15 protein-coding genes and 1 other RNA gene are annotated in these 15,448 nt (G+C 68.2%); 12 read left to right on the plus strand and 4 right to left on the minus strand.

Going from position 1 to position 15,448, the window contains the following annotated elements; all coding sequences use genetic code 11:
- The 7 genes from infB to L8H00_RS13290 form a co-directional block, all read left to right on the plus strand.
- The coding region (gene infB / locus L8H00_RS13260; RefSeq protein WP_242097776.1) for a translation initiation factor IF-2 at positions 1 to 1,924 on the plus strand (1,924 nt) is incomplete at its 5' end.
- 39 nt (positions 1,925 to 1,963) lie between these two features.
- Entirely contained in the window at positions 1,964 to 2,353 is a 390-nt protein-coding gene (gene rbfA, locus L8H00_RS13265; RefSeq protein ID WP_242097777.1) for a 30S ribosome-binding factor RbfA, read from the plus strand.
- A 103-nt stretch (positions 2,354 to 2,456) separates the two neighbouring features.
- Positions 2,457 to 3,032 (plus strand): thymidine kinase, encoded by a 576-nt coding sequence (locus L8H00_RS13270; protein WP_242097778.1) that lies wholly within the window; start codon positions 2,457 to 2,459, stop codon positions 3,030 to 3,032.
- Between the two features lie 13 nt (positions 3,033 to 3,045).
- Positions 3,046 to 3,960, plus strand: a complete 915-nt coding sequence (truB, locus tag L8H00_RS13275; RefSeq protein ID WP_242097779.1) for a tRNA pseudouridine(55) synthase TruB — start codon at positions 3,046 to 3,048, stop codon at positions 3,958 to 3,960.
- Positions 3,957 to 4,226 carry a 30S ribosomal protein S15 gene (rpsO, locus tag L8H00_RS13280; protein WP_242097780.1) on the plus strand — a complete coding sequence of 90 codons (270 nt, stop codon included), beginning with the start codon at positions 3,957 to 3,959 and terminating at the stop codon, positions 4,224 to 4,226. The genes truB and rpsO overlap by 4 nt, the downstream gene beginning before the upstream one ends.
- A gap of 156 nt (positions 4,227 to 4,382) precedes the next feature.
- Positions 4,383 to 6,785, plus strand: coding sequence for a polyribonucleotide nucleotidyltransferase (pnp, locus tag L8H00_RS13285; RefSeq protein WP_242097781.1), 2,403 nt, complete (start codon positions 4,383 to 4,385; stop codon positions 6,783 to 6,785).
- Between the two features lie 152 nt (positions 6,786 to 6,937).
- Complete coding sequence (locus L8H00_RS13290) at positions 6,938 to 8,494, plus strand: HAD family hydrolase (protein ID WP_242097782.1); 1,557 nt, start codon at positions 6,938 to 6,940, stop codon at positions 8,492 to 8,494.
- Positions 8,495 to 8,555: 61 nt separating this feature from the next.
- Here L8H00_RS13290 and ssrA read toward each other — a convergent pair.
- Positions 8,556 to 8,912: a transfer-messenger RNA gene (ssrA, locus tag L8H00_RS13295) on the minus strand.
- Positions 8,913 to 8,954: 42 nt separating this feature from the next.
- Between ssrA and L8H00_RS13300 the strand changes: the two genes are divergently transcribed.
- Positions 8,955 to 9,386, plus strand: coding sequence for an Rrf2 family transcriptional regulator (locus L8H00_RS13300; protein WP_242097783.1), 432 nt, complete (start codon positions 8,955 to 8,957; stop codon positions 9,384 to 9,386).
- 84 nt (positions 9,387 to 9,470) lie between these two features.
- On the opposite strand, the gene mscL is transcribed toward L8H00_RS13300, so the two are convergent.
- Positions 9,471 to 9,902 carry a large conductance mechanosensitive channel protein MscL gene (mscL, locus tag L8H00_RS13305; RefSeq protein ID WP_242097784.1) on the minus strand — a complete coding sequence of 144 codons (432 nt, stop codon included), beginning with the start codon at positions 9,900 to 9,902 and terminating at the stop codon, positions 9,471 to 9,473.
- Between the two features lie 82 nt (positions 9,903 to 9,984).
- On the opposite strand from mscL, the gene L8H00_RS13310 reads away from it, so the two are divergent.
- Genes L8H00_RS13310 through L8H00_RS13325 form a run of 4 tightly spaced genes read left to right on the plus strand, consistent with a single transcriptional unit; the run spans position 9,985 to position 12,582 of the window.
- Positions 9,985 to 10,569: a LemA family protein gene (locus L8H00_RS13310; RefSeq protein ID WP_242097785.1), complete on the plus strand. Its 585-nt coding sequence runs from the start codon at positions 9,985 to 9,987 to the stop codon at positions 10,567 to 10,569.
- 14 nt (positions 10,570 to 10,583) lie between these two features.
- The gene (locus L8H00_RS13315) at positions 10,584 to 11,408 is read left to right on the plus strand and encodes a TPM domain-containing protein (protein WP_242097896.1); all 825 of its coding nucleotides are present in this window, start codon (positions 10,584 to 10,586) and stop codon (positions 11,406 to 11,408) included.
- Complete coding sequence (locus L8H00_RS13320; protein WP_242097786.1) at positions 11,405 to 12,076, plus strand: hypothetical protein; 672 nt, start codon at positions 11,405 to 11,407, stop codon at positions 12,074 to 12,076. Before L8H00_RS13315 ends, L8H00_RS13320 begins: the two co-directional genes overlap by 4 nt.
- Positions 12,070 to 12,582, plus strand: a complete 513-nt coding sequence (locus L8H00_RS13325; protein WP_242097897.1) for an NUDIX hydrolase — start codon at positions 12,070 to 12,072, stop codon at positions 12,580 to 12,582. The genes L8H00_RS13320 and L8H00_RS13325 overlap by 7 nt, the downstream gene beginning before the upstream one ends.
- On the opposite strand, the gene L8H00_RS13330 is transcribed toward L8H00_RS13325, so the two are convergent.
- Together L8H00_RS13330 and hrpB are read right to left on the minus strand one after the other, a co-directional pair.
- A complete protein-coding gene (locus tag L8H00_RS13330) occupies positions 12,575 to 12,856 on the minus strand; it encodes an ETC complex I subunit (RefSeq protein WP_242097787.1) in 282 nt (93 codons plus the stop codon). The two genes, L8H00_RS13325 and L8H00_RS13330, sit on opposite strands and share 8 nt — an antisense overlap.
- A 10-nt stretch (positions 12,857 to 12,866) precedes the next feature.
- Positions 12,867 to 15,323, minus strand: a complete 2,457-nt coding sequence (gene hrpB, locus L8H00_RS13335) for an ATP-dependent helicase HrpB (protein WP_242097788.1) — start codon at positions 15,321 to 15,323, stop codon at positions 12,867 to 12,869.
- Positions 15,324 to 15,448: the final 125 nt, after the last annotated feature.

Here is a 15,448-nt window from a genome sequence, read left to right on the forward strand (position 1 = left end):
GCAGCAGCGTGACCGCAAGGGCGACGATCGCCGCCAGTCCGGCAAGCTGACCGTCAACCGCGCGCTCGGCGACGACGGCGCGCGTTCGCGCAGCCTCGCCGCGCTGAAGCGCGCCCGCGAAAAGGAACGCCGCGGCGTCGGTGGCCCGCGCGAGGCGCAGGCCAAGCAGGTCCGCGACGTGGTGGTGCCCGAGGCGATCACCGTGCAGGAGCTCGCCAACCGCATGGCCGAAAAGGGTGCAGACCTGGTCAAGACGCTGTTCAAGATGGGCATGCCCGTCACGATGACGCAAACGATCGACCAGGATACGGCCGAGCTGCTCGTCACCGAATTTGGCCACAACATCGTCCGCGTGAGCGACTCCGACATCGATATCGCGCACGACACCGACGAGGATGCGGTCGAGACGCTGCGTCCGCGGCCCCCGGTCGTCACGATCATGGGCCATGTCGATCACGGCAAGACGAGCCTGCTCGACGCGCTGCGCGGCACCGACGTGGTGCGCGGCGAGGCCGGCGGCATCACCCAGCATATCGGCGCCTACCAGGTGACGCTGAAGGACAAGCAGAAGATCACCTTCCTCGATACGCCCGGCCACGAGGCGTTCACGCAGATGCGTGCGCGCGGCGCGGACGTGACGGACATCGTGGTGCTGGTGGTCGCGGCGGACGACGGGCTGATGCCGCAGACGATCGAGGCGATCAACCACACCAAGGCGGCCGGCGTGCCGATGATCGTGGCGATCAACAAGGTCGACAAGGAAGGCGCCAATCCGCAGAAGGTGCGCGAGCGCTTGCTGTCGGAAGAGATCGTCGTCGAGGACATGGGCGGCGACGTCCAAGACGTCGAGGTGTCGGCGCTCAAGAAGACCGGACTCGACACGCTGATCGAGAAGATCCTGCTCCAGGCCGAGCTGCTCGAACTGCGCGCCAACCCCGATCGCCAGGCCGAAGGCACGGTGATCGAGGCCAAGCTCGACAAGGGCCGCGGCCCCGTGGCGACGATCCTCGTCAGCCGCGGCACGCTGAAGGTGGGCGACGTGTTCGTCGTTGGCGCCGAAAGCGGCAAGGTGCGCGCGCTGGTCGACGACAAGGGCAAGCAGGTGAAGGAAGCGGGGCCGGCAATGCCGGTCGAGGTGCTCGGTCTCTCGGGCGTCCCGTCCGCAGGCGATCCGCTCCAGGTGGTCGACAACGAGGCGCGGGCGCGCGAAGTGGCGGAATACCGTGCCGGCGTGAAGACCGACAAGCGGACGACCTCAACCCCCGCCAGCCTGGAGTCGATGTTCTCCGCGCTGAAGGAAAAGCAGGCGATCGAATATCCGCTGGTCGTGAAGGCAGACACGCAGGGCACGGTCGAGGCGATCGTCGGCGCGATCAACAAGATCTCGACCGACCTCATCAAGGCGCGCGTGCTTCATTCGGGCGTCGGCGGCATCACCGAATCCGACGTGACGCTGGCCGGCGCGTCGGGGGCGCCGATCATCGGCTTCAACGTGCGCCCCAATGCCAAGGCGCGCGAGATCGCCGAGCGCCAGAAGGTCGCGTTCAAATATTACGACGTGATCTACGACCTGACGGACGACATCCGCGCCGGCATGGCGGGCGAGCTCGGGCCGGAGGCGTTCGAGACGGTGGTCGGCCGCGCCGAAATCCGCGAGGTGTTCTCGGCGGGCAAGCACGGCAAGGCGGCGGGCCTGCTCGTCACCGACGGTATCATCCGCAAGGCGCTCCGCGCGCGCATCACACGCAATGACGTCATCATCTACCAGGGCGAGATCGCCTCGCTGCGTCGCTTCAAGGACGACGTGGCCGAGGTTCGCGCCGGTCTCGAATGCGGCGTGACGTTCACGCAGAACTTCGTGGACATCAAGGCGGGCGACTATCTCGAAACCTTCGAGGTCGAGATGCGCGAGCGCACGCTGTAAAGGGCTTCCCCTCCCGCCCGCGCGGGAGGGGATATCGCGATGAAGAACGACACGCCCGAAACCAAATCCGTCCGCACGCTGCGCGTCGGCGAGCAGGTGCGCCATGCGCTCTCCGCGATCCTCCAGCGCGGTGACGTGCATGACGACGTGCTGGCGAAGCATCCGGTGACGATCACCGAGGTGCGCATGTCGCCCGACCTGCGCCACGCCACCGCCTTCGTGAAGCCGCTGCTCGGCGCCGACGAGGAGAAAGTGTTGAAGGCGCTGCGCACCAACACCGCCTTTCTGCAACGGGAAGTCGCCGCGCGCGTACAGACGCGCTATGCCGCCAAGCTGAAGTTCCTGGCCGACGAAAGCTTCGACGAGGGCACGCATATCGACCGGTTGCTGCGTGATCCCAAGGTCGCGCGCGATCTGACCGACGATTGACGGGGGCACCGGTAAGCCACATCTTGCCGACAGGCGCGCTCGGCCGCATCCTCGTCAGGCGGCCAGTGTCCGGAAGCCCCATTCCCATCGAGACGCTCGCCTGATGGCCAAACTCTATTTCTATTATGCCTCGATGAACGCAGGCAAATCAACCAACCTGCTCCAGGCCGATTTCAACTATCGCGAGCGGGGCATGGCGACGATGCTATTCACCGCGGGCGTCGACACGCGGTTCGAACGCGGCACGATCACGTCACGGATCGGGCTGTCCGAACCGGCGATTGCGTTCGATTCCGGCACCGATCTGGGCGCCTGCGTGCGCGAGCGTCATGCGCGCGAGCCGGTTGCGTGCGTGCTCGTGGACGAGGCGCAGTTCCTGACCGGCGCACAGGTCGATCAACTCGCCCGGCTGTGCGACACGACCGGCATCCCGGTGCTCGCCTATGGGCTGCGTACCGATTTTCGGGGCGCGCTCTTCGAGGGATCGGCGCGGCTGCTGGCGATCGCGGACAGTCTGGTCGAGATCAAATCGGTATGCACCTGCGGGCGCAAGGCGACGATGAACCTGCGGGTGGATTCCCAAGGCCGAGCGATCGCCGATGGCGAACAGACCGACATCGGCGGCAACGAACGCTATGTCGCGCTGTGCCGCCGGCATTTTACCGCGGCATTGGGTTAGGGCGTCGCACCGCATGCATGGCTGGATCATTCTCGACAAGCCGCTGGGGCTCGGATCGACGCAGGGCGTGTCCGCGGTGAAGCGTGCGCTGCGCCAGGGCGGCTATGGCAAGTGGAAGGTGGGCCATGGCGGCACGCTCGACCCGCTGGCGACGGGCGTGCTGCCGATCGCGATCGGCGAGGCGACGAAGCTGGCCGGGCGGATGCTCGACAGCGACAAGCGATATGAATTCACCATCGCGTTCGGCACGCAGACCGACACGCTGGACGGCGAGGGCGTGCCGGTCGCCACCGCGCCGCTGCGCCCGACGCGCGAGGCGGTGGCGGCGGTGCTGCAGCGCTTCACCGGGCCGATCGCGCAGGTGCCGCCCGCCTATTCCGCGCTGAAGGTGGATGGCGAACGCGCCTATGATCGGGCGCGCGCGGGCGAGACGGTGGTGCTCGCCAGCCGTGACGTGACCGTCCATGCGCTGGGCATCGTCGGCGACCCGGCGCCGGGCGCGTTGGAGGCGATCACGCTCAGCGCCCATGTCTCCAAGGGGACGTATATCCGCAGCCTCGCGCGCGACATCGCGGTGGCGCTCGGCACGGTCGGCCATGTGACGATGCTGCGGCGGACAAAGGCGGGGCCGTTCGGCCTCACCCAGGCGATATCGCTGGACAAACTCGACGAACTCGGGCAGGCGCGCGCCCTTGAACACCTACTCCTGCCGTTGAGGGCGGGGCTGGACGACATCCCGGCTCTATCCCTCACCCCCGCCCAGGCAGGAGCGCTCCGACAGGGGCGCGTGCTGGACGGGATCGCCGATGACGATGGCCTCCGCTTCGCCGTCCTGGACGATGTCCCGGTCGCGCTGGTCGAGGTTCAGGCGGGAAACGCCGTCGTCGTCCGCGGCTTCAACCTCCCGATGTCGAAGGAAGCATCATGACGATCACCGCCGAACGCAAGACCGAACTCGTCCGCGAACATGCCCGCCAGGACGGCGACACCGGTTCGCCCGAAGTCCAGGTCGCGATCCTCACCGAGCGGATCAAGAACCTGACCGAGCATTTCAAGGGCCACAAGAAGGACAATCATTCGCGCCGCGGTCTGCTGATGATGGTCAACAAGCGGCGTTCGCTGCTCGACTATCTCCGTCACAAGGACGGCCAGCGCTATCTCGATCTCATCGCGAAGCTCGGCCTTCGCAAGTAACCCGAAGGGCGCCCCCGTGGCGCCCTTCTCGTATGCGCCAGTTCCGCAATCCGGCGAACTGGCCGCGGGTCATGACAGACCCGGAACCGCCGCGGACCGGCTTAGTCCGCACATAGGCCCCGGCCGGCATCCGGCCGCCGGAGTGAAGGAAAACAGATGTTCGATACCCAGACCGTAAGCGCCCAGTGGGGCGGCAAGACGCTGACGCTCGAGACGGGCCGCGTCGCCCGCCAGGCGAACGGCGCCGTGCTCGCCACCCTGGGCGAAACCGTGGTGTTGTGCGCGGTCACCGCCGCACGCACCGTCAAGGAAGGGCAGGATTTCTTCCCGCTCACCGTCCATTACCAGGAGAAGTTCTCCGCCAGCGGCCGCATCCCCGGCGGCTTCTTCAAGCGCGAGCGTGGCGCCACCGAGAAGGAGACGCTGACCAGCCGCCTGATCGATCGCCCGATCCGCCCGCTGTTCCCGGAAGGCTTCTACAACGAGATCAACGTGATCTGCCAGGTTCTCAGCTATGATGGCGAGAACGAGCCCGACGTGCTCGCGATGGTCGCGGCGTCGGCGGCGCTGACGATCTCGGGCGTGCCGTTCATGGGCCCGATCGGCGCGGCACGCGTCGGCTATGTCGATGGCGAATACATCCTGAACCCGACGCTGGAAGAGACCAAGTCGGGCGATCTCGACCTCGTCGTCGCCGCCACCGGCCAGGCCGTGATGATGGTCGAATCCGAAGCCAAGGAGCTGTCGGAAGAGGTGATGCTGGGCGCGGTGCAGTTCGCGCACACGGCGTGCCGCGAGGCCGCGAACCTCATCATCGATCTGGCCGAAAAGGCCGCCAAGGAGCCTTGGGAAATGGCCGAGCAGGCCGACCTGTCGGCCGCCAAGGACAAGCTGAAGAAGCTGATCGGCAAGGACATCGCCGCCGCCTACAAGGTGACCGACAAGTCCAAGCGCTCGGACCTGCTGAACGCCGCGCGCGCCAAGGGCAAGACGGCGTTCGCCGATGCGAGCCCGCAGGACCAGATGGCTGCCGGCAAGCTGATGAAGAAGCTGGAGGCGGAGATCGTCCGCGGCGCCATCCTGAAGGACGGCACGCGCATCGACGGCCGCACCACCACGCAGATCCGTCCGATCGAGGCGATGGTGCATTTCCTGCCGCGCACGCACGGCTCGGCGCTGTTCACGCGCGGCGAGACGCAGTCGATCTGCACCACGACGCTCGGCACGCGCGACGCGGAGCAGATGATCGACGGGCTGAACGGCCTGTCCTACGAAAACTTCATGCTGCACTACAACTTCCCGCCCTATTCGGTCGGTGAAGTGGGCCGCTTCGGTGCGCCTGGCCGCCGCGAAGTCGGTCACGGCAAGCTCGCCTGGCGCGCGCTGCATCCGGTGCTGCCGTCGAAGGACGAGTTCCCCTACACCATCCGCGTCCTCAGCGACATCACCGAGAGCAACGGCTCGTCGTCGATGGCGACGGTCTGCGGCGGTTCGCTCAGCATGATGGACGCCGGCGTGCCGCTGAAGCGCCCGGTTTCGGGCATCGCGATGGGCTTGATCCTCGAAGGCAAGAACTTCGCGGTGCTGTCCGACATCCTCGGCGACGAGGATCATCTGGGCGACATGGACTTCAAGGTGGCGGGCACGTCCGAGGGCATCACCACGATGCAGATGGACATCAAGATCGCCGGCATCACCGAAGAGATCATGGGCAAGGCGCTGGCGCAGGCCAAGGAAGGCCGCGCCCACATCCTGGGCGAAATGGCCAAGGCGCTCGACCACACCCGCGAGGAACTGTCGGCGCACGCGCCGCGCATCGAGACCTTCACGATCGACAAGTCGAAGATCCGCGAAGTGATCGGCACCGGCGGCAAGGTGATCCGCGAGATCGTCGCGCAGACCGGCGCCAAGGTCGACATCGACGACGAGGGCGTCATCAAGGTCAGCTCGTCCGACAGCGCGCAGATCGATGCCGCGATCGCGTGGATCAAGGGCCTGGTCGAAGAGGCCGAAGTGGGCAAGGTCTATGACGGCAAGGTCGTCAACCTGGTCGATTTCGGTGCGTTCGTGAACTTCATGGGCGGCAAGGACGGGCTCGTCCACGTTTCCGAGATCAAGAACGAGCGCGTCGAGAAGGTGTCGGATGCACTGTCCGAAGGCCAGGCCGTGAAGGTGAAGGTCCTCGAGATCGATCCGCGCGGCAAGGTGCGCCTGTCGATGCGCGTCGTCGATCAGGAGACCGGCGCCGAGCTGGAAGACACCCGCCCGGCGCGCGAACCGCGCGAAGGCGGCGATCGCGGTGCGCGCGGTCCGCGGCGCGACGGCGATGGCGGCCGTGGCCCGCGTGGCGACGGCAATGGCGGCAATGGCGGCAATGGCGGCGGCGGCCGTGGCGGCGATCGTGGTCCGCGCCGGGACGGCGATGGCGGCCGCGGCCCCCGTCGCGATGGCGGCGGCGCTCCGCGCGGCGAGCGTTCGGGCGGTGACCGTTCGGGCGGCAAGGACGAGGGCGCGGCGCCCGAGTTCGCGCCGGCCTTCCTGACGGGCGATCGCGACTGATCGTTTCGCCACCGCGAAACGGGAAAAGGGGCTCGGGCGACCGGGCCCCTTTTTCGTTGAGGGCGCCGTCATCGTTAACCGGCCCTTATCCCTGTTTCGCCAAAGCGGATCGCGGCTCGGGGATGCGTGCGCCCGGGCAAGCGGGGTCGGTCATGGCGGTAAAGCTCATCATCTGGGATCTCGACGATACGCTGTGGCGGGGAACGCTGGCGGATGGCGAGCCCGTCACCCCCTTCCCCGCGCGCGTCGCGCTGATCCGCGCATTCAATGCCCGCGGTGTCGTCTCGGCGATCTGTTCGAAGAATGATTTCACGACTGCGCAGGCACGGCTGACCGAACTTGGGCTGTGGGACGAATTCGTCTTTCCGCAGATCGCGTTCGAGCCCAAGCCGCAGGCGATCGCGCGGATCATCGCGGACATGCAGTTGCGCGCCGTCGACGTGCTGTTCATCGACGACAATCCGCTGAACCTGGGCGAAGTCCGCTTCCTGCTGCCCGAGATCCAGTGCCTCGACGCCACCGCCGCCGATGCCGACACGGTGCTGGCGGCGCTGCTCGCCGCGCAGACCGGCACACGCAGCCGCGTGGCGGATTATCGGGTGCTGGAAACCCGGCGTGCCGATCGCGCCATGGGCCTTCCGCTATCCGACGTGGAATTCCTGCGATCCTGCGAGATCCGCGTCTGCCTGCCGTTCTGCATGGAGACGCTGGATCATGTCGGCCGCATCGCCGAACTCATCAACCGGTCGAACCAGTTGAACTACACCGGCTCGCGCGTGACGGTGGAGGAACTGCGCGAAACCATCATCGACGTCGTTCGCCACGCCAGCCTCGCGGTCTTCGCATGGGACCGATACGGCGATTATGGTCTGGTCGGCTTCGTCATGCTGGAGCGCGACCATGATCGCGCGCCGTTCGGCGTCCGCCATTTCGTGTTCTCGTGCCGCGCGATGCATATGGGGCTGGAGCGCTATGCGCTCGATCACCTCCCCGTTCGCGGTGCCACGCTCTATCCGGCCATCGCGGAGATGGCAGAGCCCGGTTTTGCCGACCGGTTCGATGCCACGCCATCGGACTGGATCGAATGCCGCCTGATCGACGATGACGAAAGCCGCAGCCGATTACTGGCCGATCGCATGGTCGCCGAGCCGGTGCTGCGGATCATGGCGAATTGCCAGTCGGGTGGCCTCGCCCATTTCAGCACGCTTCGCGCGCAGATCCTGTTCGATAATTTTCCGAACGTGTTCCTGCTGCGCAGCGTTCTGGACGATGAATTTCCCAGCCAGCCATTCCCACCCTATCTCGTTTATGCCGTGGGCACCGAATATGCGAACGGCCCGTGGGGGCCACTGGCGCAAATGCTCGATACCGGGCTTTACGCGCTGTGCGCGCGTCGGCTCGCGGCATTCGTTGCCGAACGCGGGATCGAAATGCTGGTGCTGCTGCCCCCCGACGATCAGCCGGACGGCTTCTATCGTCCGGATATCGGCATGAGCGCGGAACGCACCCGCGCGTTCAACGCGATCTGGCGCGATATCGTCACCCCCGGCCTGTCGATCGGGGAGCTGGGCCTGCTGCACGGCCCCGACGAGATGTACGACATCAACCATCACCGGCCGGAGTCGCTGCAAAAGGTCGCCGGCCTGATCGACCTCTGGCATGCGCAGGTTTCGGGCGAGGCGCCGACGATGGATAGGCAAGCCGCCTGATCCTGACGTCCTGCGGTCATCAAGTGGGGAGCTTCTGTTGCTCGGTGCTCCCCGTACCGCCGGTGTCCGCTTCTGTTGCCCGGTGCGGCCCGAACCGCGCTTTTGTTCGTGTAACCTAAGGCCGTGAGGCCGTCAGTTACGCGGCAATCGCGAGTGCTTCGTTATCGTTGGCACTTGTGTATGGGCCGTCGCGGTGGTCCCATTCCGAGCGAAACATAGCGCTTTTCAACACACGTCGATCCTGGTTCGACCCCGTCATCGGCGCCCGCCCCGAAGGATGGAAGCCGGTGGTGGAGTCGCCGGGTACTGCCCCCGGGTCCGCTGCGCCTATTGTACGCCACGCTTTATCGCCATAGCCGGACAGGAGAATCCCACCGGCACGCCCGATATAGGCGCTGGGCGGGCGCATGGAAACCCCGCCTTTCGCTCGCCACAAACCCGCGCCATAGAAACCTGGATCATGTTGACCCAGCGTTCCCGCTACGCGCTTCGCGCGATGCTCTACCTTGCCGAGGCGCCGATGGGCGCGCCGCCGATCCCCATGGGGCGGATCGCGGCGGAGGCAAACGTGCCGCGCAAGTTTCTCGAGCTCATCCTGGCCGATCTGCGCGAGGCGGGGCTGCTCCACAGCCACCGCGGCAAGATGGGCGGCTATTGTCTCTCGCGCCCGACGCACCTGATCTCGCTCGGCGACGTGATCCGCGTGATCGAAGGCCCGCTCGCGCTGGTCCCCTGCGTCAGCCGAACCGCCTATCGCCGCTGCACGGACTGCAAGAGCGAGGCGGACTGCGCGATCCGCCACGCCATGATGCGCGTGCGCGACGAGACCGCGCGGATCCTGGACGGCACCAGCCTGGCGGACGCGAACGCCGAGGACCTTGCCGCCGCTTGAGCCCGGGCGGGGTGCGGCTCGCTAGGACGGAAAAAAGCCTTCCAGAATGCTCTACCTGAAACCCAAGCCGAACACCGACCCGCCCTAGCCGACGCGGCGCGCCTTCAGTTCGTCGCGGATCTCGCGGAGCAACGTGACGTCGGCGGGTTCGGCGGCGGTCTTCACCTCGGGCTTGGGCATCAGCCGGTTCACCGCGCGGACGACGAGAAAGATGATGAAGGCGACGATCAGGAAATTCACCGCCGCGGTGACGAACGCGCCATAGCCGAACAGCGCGACGCCGGCCTTTTTCAGCGCGGCATAGTCGCTCGATCCGCGCAGTGCCGCGGGCACCGGGCCCATCACGATGAAATAGCTCGAAAAGTCCAGGCCGCCGAAGATCTTGCCAATGATCGGCATCAGCACGTCGTCGGTCAGCGACGTCACGATCTTGCCGAAAGCGGCACCGATGATGACGGCGACGGCGAGGTCGAGCACGTTCCCCCGCATCACGAACGTCTTGAACTCTTTCAGCACGGCGCCATTTCCCTTCTCGATTTGGCCTGCATCCTCCATGATGCGCGTGGTAGGGATAGGCCAGAAACCGGGAGGGATGTCCATGAAGCTTCGTGCCGCACTCGCAATGACCGCCGCCGTGTCGCTGGCCGGCTGCGGGTTGAACAGCATTCCGACCGCGGAGGAAAATGCCAAGGCACGCTGGGCCGATGTGCAGAACGACTATCAGCGCCGCGCCGACCTGATCCCCAATCTCGTCGCCACGGTGAAGGCTGCGGGCGCGCAGGAGAAGAGCATCCTCGTCGAAGTGACGCAGGCGCGCGCCGGTGCGCAATCGACCCAGCTTTCGGGCGACGATCTGAAGGATCCGGCCAAGGTGGCCGCATTCCAGCGGGCGCAGGGTGCCGTCACCATGTCGCTCCAGCGACTGCAGGAGGCCTATCCAGAGCTGAAGAGCCAGGGCAATTACACCACGTTGATGAGCCAGTTGGAAGGCACCGAGAACCGCATCGCGATCGCGCGCCGCGACTACAACCAGGCGGTGCAGGAGTATAACACGCGCATCCGCACCTTCCCCGACGCGGTGGGTGCCAAGGTGTTCTACGGTGCCAAGCCGATGGTGCCGTTCGCCGCCACGACGCCAGGTGCGGACACCGCGCCATCGGTCAATTTCGGCAACGCGAACTGATCGCGGTGCGCGCACTGGCCCGCCTCCTGCTCGCGCTGCTGGTCGCGCTGTTCGCGCTGTCGCCGGCGGCGGCGCAGACCTTCCCGAAGTTCACCGGGCTGGTGGTGGATGCCGCCAACGTCCTGCCCGACGCGACGAAGGCGGATCTGACCGCCAAGTTGCAGGCGCTGCAGCGCGATACGCACCGCCAGCTGGTGGTGGCGACGATCCCGGACCTACAAGGCTATCCGCTCGAGGATTATGGCAATCGCCTGATCCGCGCCTGGGGCGTGGGGCTGAAGGGCGTGGACAATGGCGCGATTCTCTTCATCGCGCCGAACGAGCCCGCGGGCCATCGGGGCCCGCGGATCGAGGTCGGCTACGGACTCGAGCCCGTGCTGACCGATGCGCTGTCCAGCACGATCATCAACCAGCAGATGATGCCCAAGCTGCAAGCCGGCGACGTGCCCGGCGCGATGGAGGCGGGCACCGATGCGATCATCGGCCAGTTGCGCGCCTCGCCCGATGAAGCCAAGGCCAGGACTGACGCCGCGGTGACGCAGTTCGACCGCGCCCACCGGCGTTCGTCGAGCGGCGGCGTGCCCATCGGATTGATCTTCTGGGCCATGGTGATCGGCTTTATCGGCCTGTCGTTCCTGCGGCGCGGATCACAGGGCGGCAGCCGCTTCGGCGGCAGCGCGCTGCCGATCTTCCTCTGGGGATCGAGCCTGGGCGGCGGAAGCTGGGGCGGCGGTGGCGGTTCCGGTGGCGGCGAGAGCAGCGGCGGGTGGGGTGATGGTGGCTTTTCGGGCGGCGGTGGCGGCTCGGGCGGCGGCGGCGGGGCATCGGGCGGATGGTGAGCTTCGACGAAGGCGCACGGACGCGGATCGCGGCGGCGGTGACCGCCGCGGAGGCAACGACGGATGCGGAGATCGTGCCGATCGTCGCGGCGCGTTCAGATGCCTATCACGACGTCGCGCTCCATTGGACGCTGATCGGCATGTTCCTGGCGCTGGCGCTCGTCGCGGCAATGCCCGCGCCGCTGGTGGCGCTGCTCGATCGGCTGCACGGCGGATGGGATATGGCGCTGCCGACGGGGATGCTCGTCAGCGCGCTGATCGTGCTCGTCGCGATCGTTTTTCTCGCATTTCGACTTCTCACCGCGCCGCTCACGGTCAGGATGGCGCTGACGCCGGGGCGTACCAAGACGCGGCGCGTTCGGGCGCGCGCGGTGCTGCTGTTTCGTGCTGCGATCGAGATGCGCACCGCGAGCCGGACGGGCGTGCTGCTCTATCTTTCGCTGGCGGAACGGCGTGCGGAGATCGTCACCGATGCCGCGGTCCTCGCGCGTGTCCGGCCCGAGGCCTGGGGCCATGCGATGCACGCACTGGTCGAAGCGCTGCGTGACGGGCGCGCGGGCGACGGGATGGTGGCCGCGATCGCGCAGGTGGGCGCGGTGCTGGCCGAGTCGTTCCCGCACACCGGCACCGATCCGAACGAGCTGCCCGACCGGCTGATCGAATTGTGAGCGATCTGGTCTGGGAGGGGCGGTTTCTGACCGTCCGCAAATCCGGCAGCTGGGAATATGCCGAGCGCCAGGGGAGCCTTGGCGCCGCGGTGATCGTGGCGGTGGACGACGGCCATCTGATCCTAGTCGAGCAATATCGCATCCCCGTCGGCCGCCGCTGCCTCGAACTACCCGCCGGGCTGGTCGGCGATACCGAGGCGGGCGAGTCGATCGCCCTCGCCGCCGCGCGTGAGCTTGAGGAGGAAACCGGCTATCGCGCCGACCGGATCGTGTCGGAGGGAAGCTTCTATTCCTCGCCGGGCATGACGTCGGAAAGCTTCACGCTCGTTCGCGCCGAGGGGCTGACCCGGGTCGGCAACGGCGGCGGCGAGGATGACGAGGAGATCATGGTCCACCGCGTCGCGCTGCCGCACGTGCCGGGCTTCATCGATGCCAAACGCGCCGAAGGGATCGGGATCGACGCCAAGCTGCTCCTGCTGCTGGGCGCGCGCCTCCTCCCTATTTGAAATTGTCGGCGTAGGCCTGCAGCTTCAGCGTCTTTTCGGGCGCGGGCACCACGACGTAATCGAACCCCTCGCGCTCGCAATGCGCGACCGCGGCCTCCATGGTCGGGAAGCCCAGGCGGATTTGGTCGCGCGTGTCGCCGCTGCCGGCCCAGCCGGTCAGCGGATCGGGGCGCTTGGGCTCGGACGGCTCGAATTCGAGCTGCCACTGGCCGGTCCGATACCGGCCGGACTGCATCGCGTTCTTGGGGCGCTGGAAGATACGGGCTGTAGGCATGGGCCTCTCCTTACCCAGAACCACGGCGGCGCGCATCCGCATTTTTCGTGCGCAGCGTCGGGTCGGCGGCGGCGGGATCGTCGGGCCAGGGATGGCGCGGATAGCGGCCGCGCATGTCCTTGGCCACCGCCGCCCAGCTTCCCGCCCAGAAGCCCGGCAGGTCGCGCGTCGTCTGGATCGGCCGCCCCGCGGGTGAAGTAAGGCTCAGCACCAGCGGCACGCGCGCGGTGCCGATCGTCGGGTGCACCGCCAGCCCGAACAGCGCCTGCACGCGCAGTTCGACGCGCGGCCCGCCCTCCGCGGCATAGTCGATCGCGTGCGTGCTGCCCGCGGGGCTGGTGAAGCTGGCCGGGGCGAGCGAATCGATCGTGCGCATGCCGTCCCACCCGATCAGGTCGCGCAGCGCATCCGCCAGCGCCGCGCCGGGCACCGCATCGAGCCGCCGCCGGCCCGCCAGCAACGGCGCCAGCCATTCGTCGGCACAGTCGATCAGCGCCGCATCGTCCAGCCCGACGCCGGCGAACGCCGCACGCTGGCGCAGCGCCAGCGCCGCCGCGCTCCAGGGCAGCAGCGCCAGGCCATGCGTGCGCACCCCGCCGAGCAGCGCCGCCGCGATCGCCGCCGGATCGGCGTTAGCATCGGTGCCGCTCGACAGGCGCAGCGTGCCGAGCGTCCGTTCGCGCAGCACCCGCACGCCGCCGGTATCGGGATCGAAGACGACCGTCCGTCGAGTCGCGATCCGGTCGGCGAACAGCGATTCGATCGTGGCGAGATCGGTGGCGGCCGCGGCGAGGATTCGCGCGCCGGCCGCCGACCCCTGCGTCTCCGCCACCGCGAGCCATTCGGCGCGCGCGAGCGGCGATGTCGGATCGAGCCGGAAGCCCCGCCCGCCGGCCGACGCCCACGCCTCCCCACGCGCGTCGCGGCGGCGCGCGACCCGATCGGGAAAGGCGAGCGCAATGCAGATGGGCAACCCCGCCGCATGACCCTCGTCCGCGCCGCCACTGCGAACGAGCGCCGCCCAGCGTTCTGCAAGCTTGCGCGCTGCCTGCGCCTTGGTGCCGCGCTCGCTGCGCCAGCGGCGCAGCCGCGTCTCCAGATCGGGGTCGTTGCCGCCGAGCCCGCGTTCGCCGAGCAGGACCGCGATCTCCGCCGCGATGCCCGCCAGCCCGATTTCGGCCGCGCGCACCAGCATATGCGCCAGCCGCGGCGGCATCGGCAGCGTCGCGATCCGCCGGCCATGCGGTGTCGGCCGGCCATCGCCGTCCAGTGCCTCCAGCGCCTCCAGCCGCGTTCGCGCCTCGGCCAGCGCCGCATCGGGCGGCGGATCGATCCAGCGCAGGTCGCGCGGGCTCCCTACCCCCCAGATCGCGCAGTCGAGCGTCAGCGCCGACAGGTCCGCCTCCAGGATCTCGGGCGGATCGAACCGCGGCAGCCCAGCCGTCGCCGCCTCTTCCCACAGGCGATACGCGACGCCCGGCCCCTGCCGCGCCGCACGGCCCGCGCGCTGCACCACCGCCGCCTGGCTCGCACGTTCGGTCACGAGCCGCGTCATCCCCGCCGCGCGATCGTAGCGCGGGCGCCGGGCAAGGCCCGAATCGACCACGATGCGAATGCCGTCGAGCGTCAGGCTGGTCTCGGCGATGCTCGTCGCCAGCACCACCTTGCGCCGGCCGTCCGGCACGGGAAGGATCGCCGTGCGCTGCTCGGCCGGGTCGAGCGTGCCGTGCAGCCGGTGGAGCGCGATCGTATCGGGCAGCGCCTCCAGCCGCTCGGCGACGCGCTCGATCTCCGCCACGCCGGGCAGAAAGGCGAGCACCCCGCCCTCCGCCTCGCCCAGCGCCAGCCGGATCGCCGACGCCACCGCATCCTCGATCCGATCGGCGGTGCGGCCGATATGGCGCAGCGCCAGCGTGTGGCTGCGGCCCTCGCTCTCGATCACCGGCGCCTCTTCGCCGCCGCCCATCAGCGCGGCGAAGCGCGCGCCGTCGAGCGTGGCGGACATGGCGAGCAGCCGCAGTTCGGGCCGCAACCCTGCCTGCGCGTCGAGCGCGAGCGCGAGGCCGAAATCTCCGTCGAGGCTGCGCTCGTGCACCTCGTCGAACAGCACCGCGGACACGCCCGCGAGCTCGGGATCGGCCTGGATGCGCGCGACGAAGATCCCCTCGGTGACGACGGTGACTCGCGTCGCGGCGGAACGCTTGCTGTCGAGCCGGGTGGCGTAGCCGAACGTCCGCCCCACCGCTTCGCCCGCATTGGCCGCCATCCGCTCGGCCGCCGCCCGCGCGGCGAGGCGGCGCGGGGAAAGCAGGAGGATCTCGCCGGTGCACCAGGGCTGCCCCAGCAACGCGGGCGCCACCGCCGTCGTCTTGCCCGCGCCGGGCGGGGCGACGAGCACGGCGTTGGGCGTACGGCTGAGCGTCGCGAGCAGGTCCGGCAGGACCGATTCGATCGGCAGCGCGGTCATGATCGGGGAGCGAAGTGGAGGAAGTGGAGGTGCTTCACGGATGAAGTGGAGAGACGGTGTTCGGGCGTTCGCGGGTAAAGTCCGGAGGGGGCGAGCGCGGGGGGCATGGGGATCGGGTGCCACGA

The sequence above is a fragment of the Sphingomonas sp. CROZ-RG-20F-R02-07 genome, assembly GCF_022662335.1.
Lineage (GTDB): Bacteria > Pseudomonadota > Alphaproteobacteria > Sphingomonadales > Sphingomonadaceae > Sphingomonas.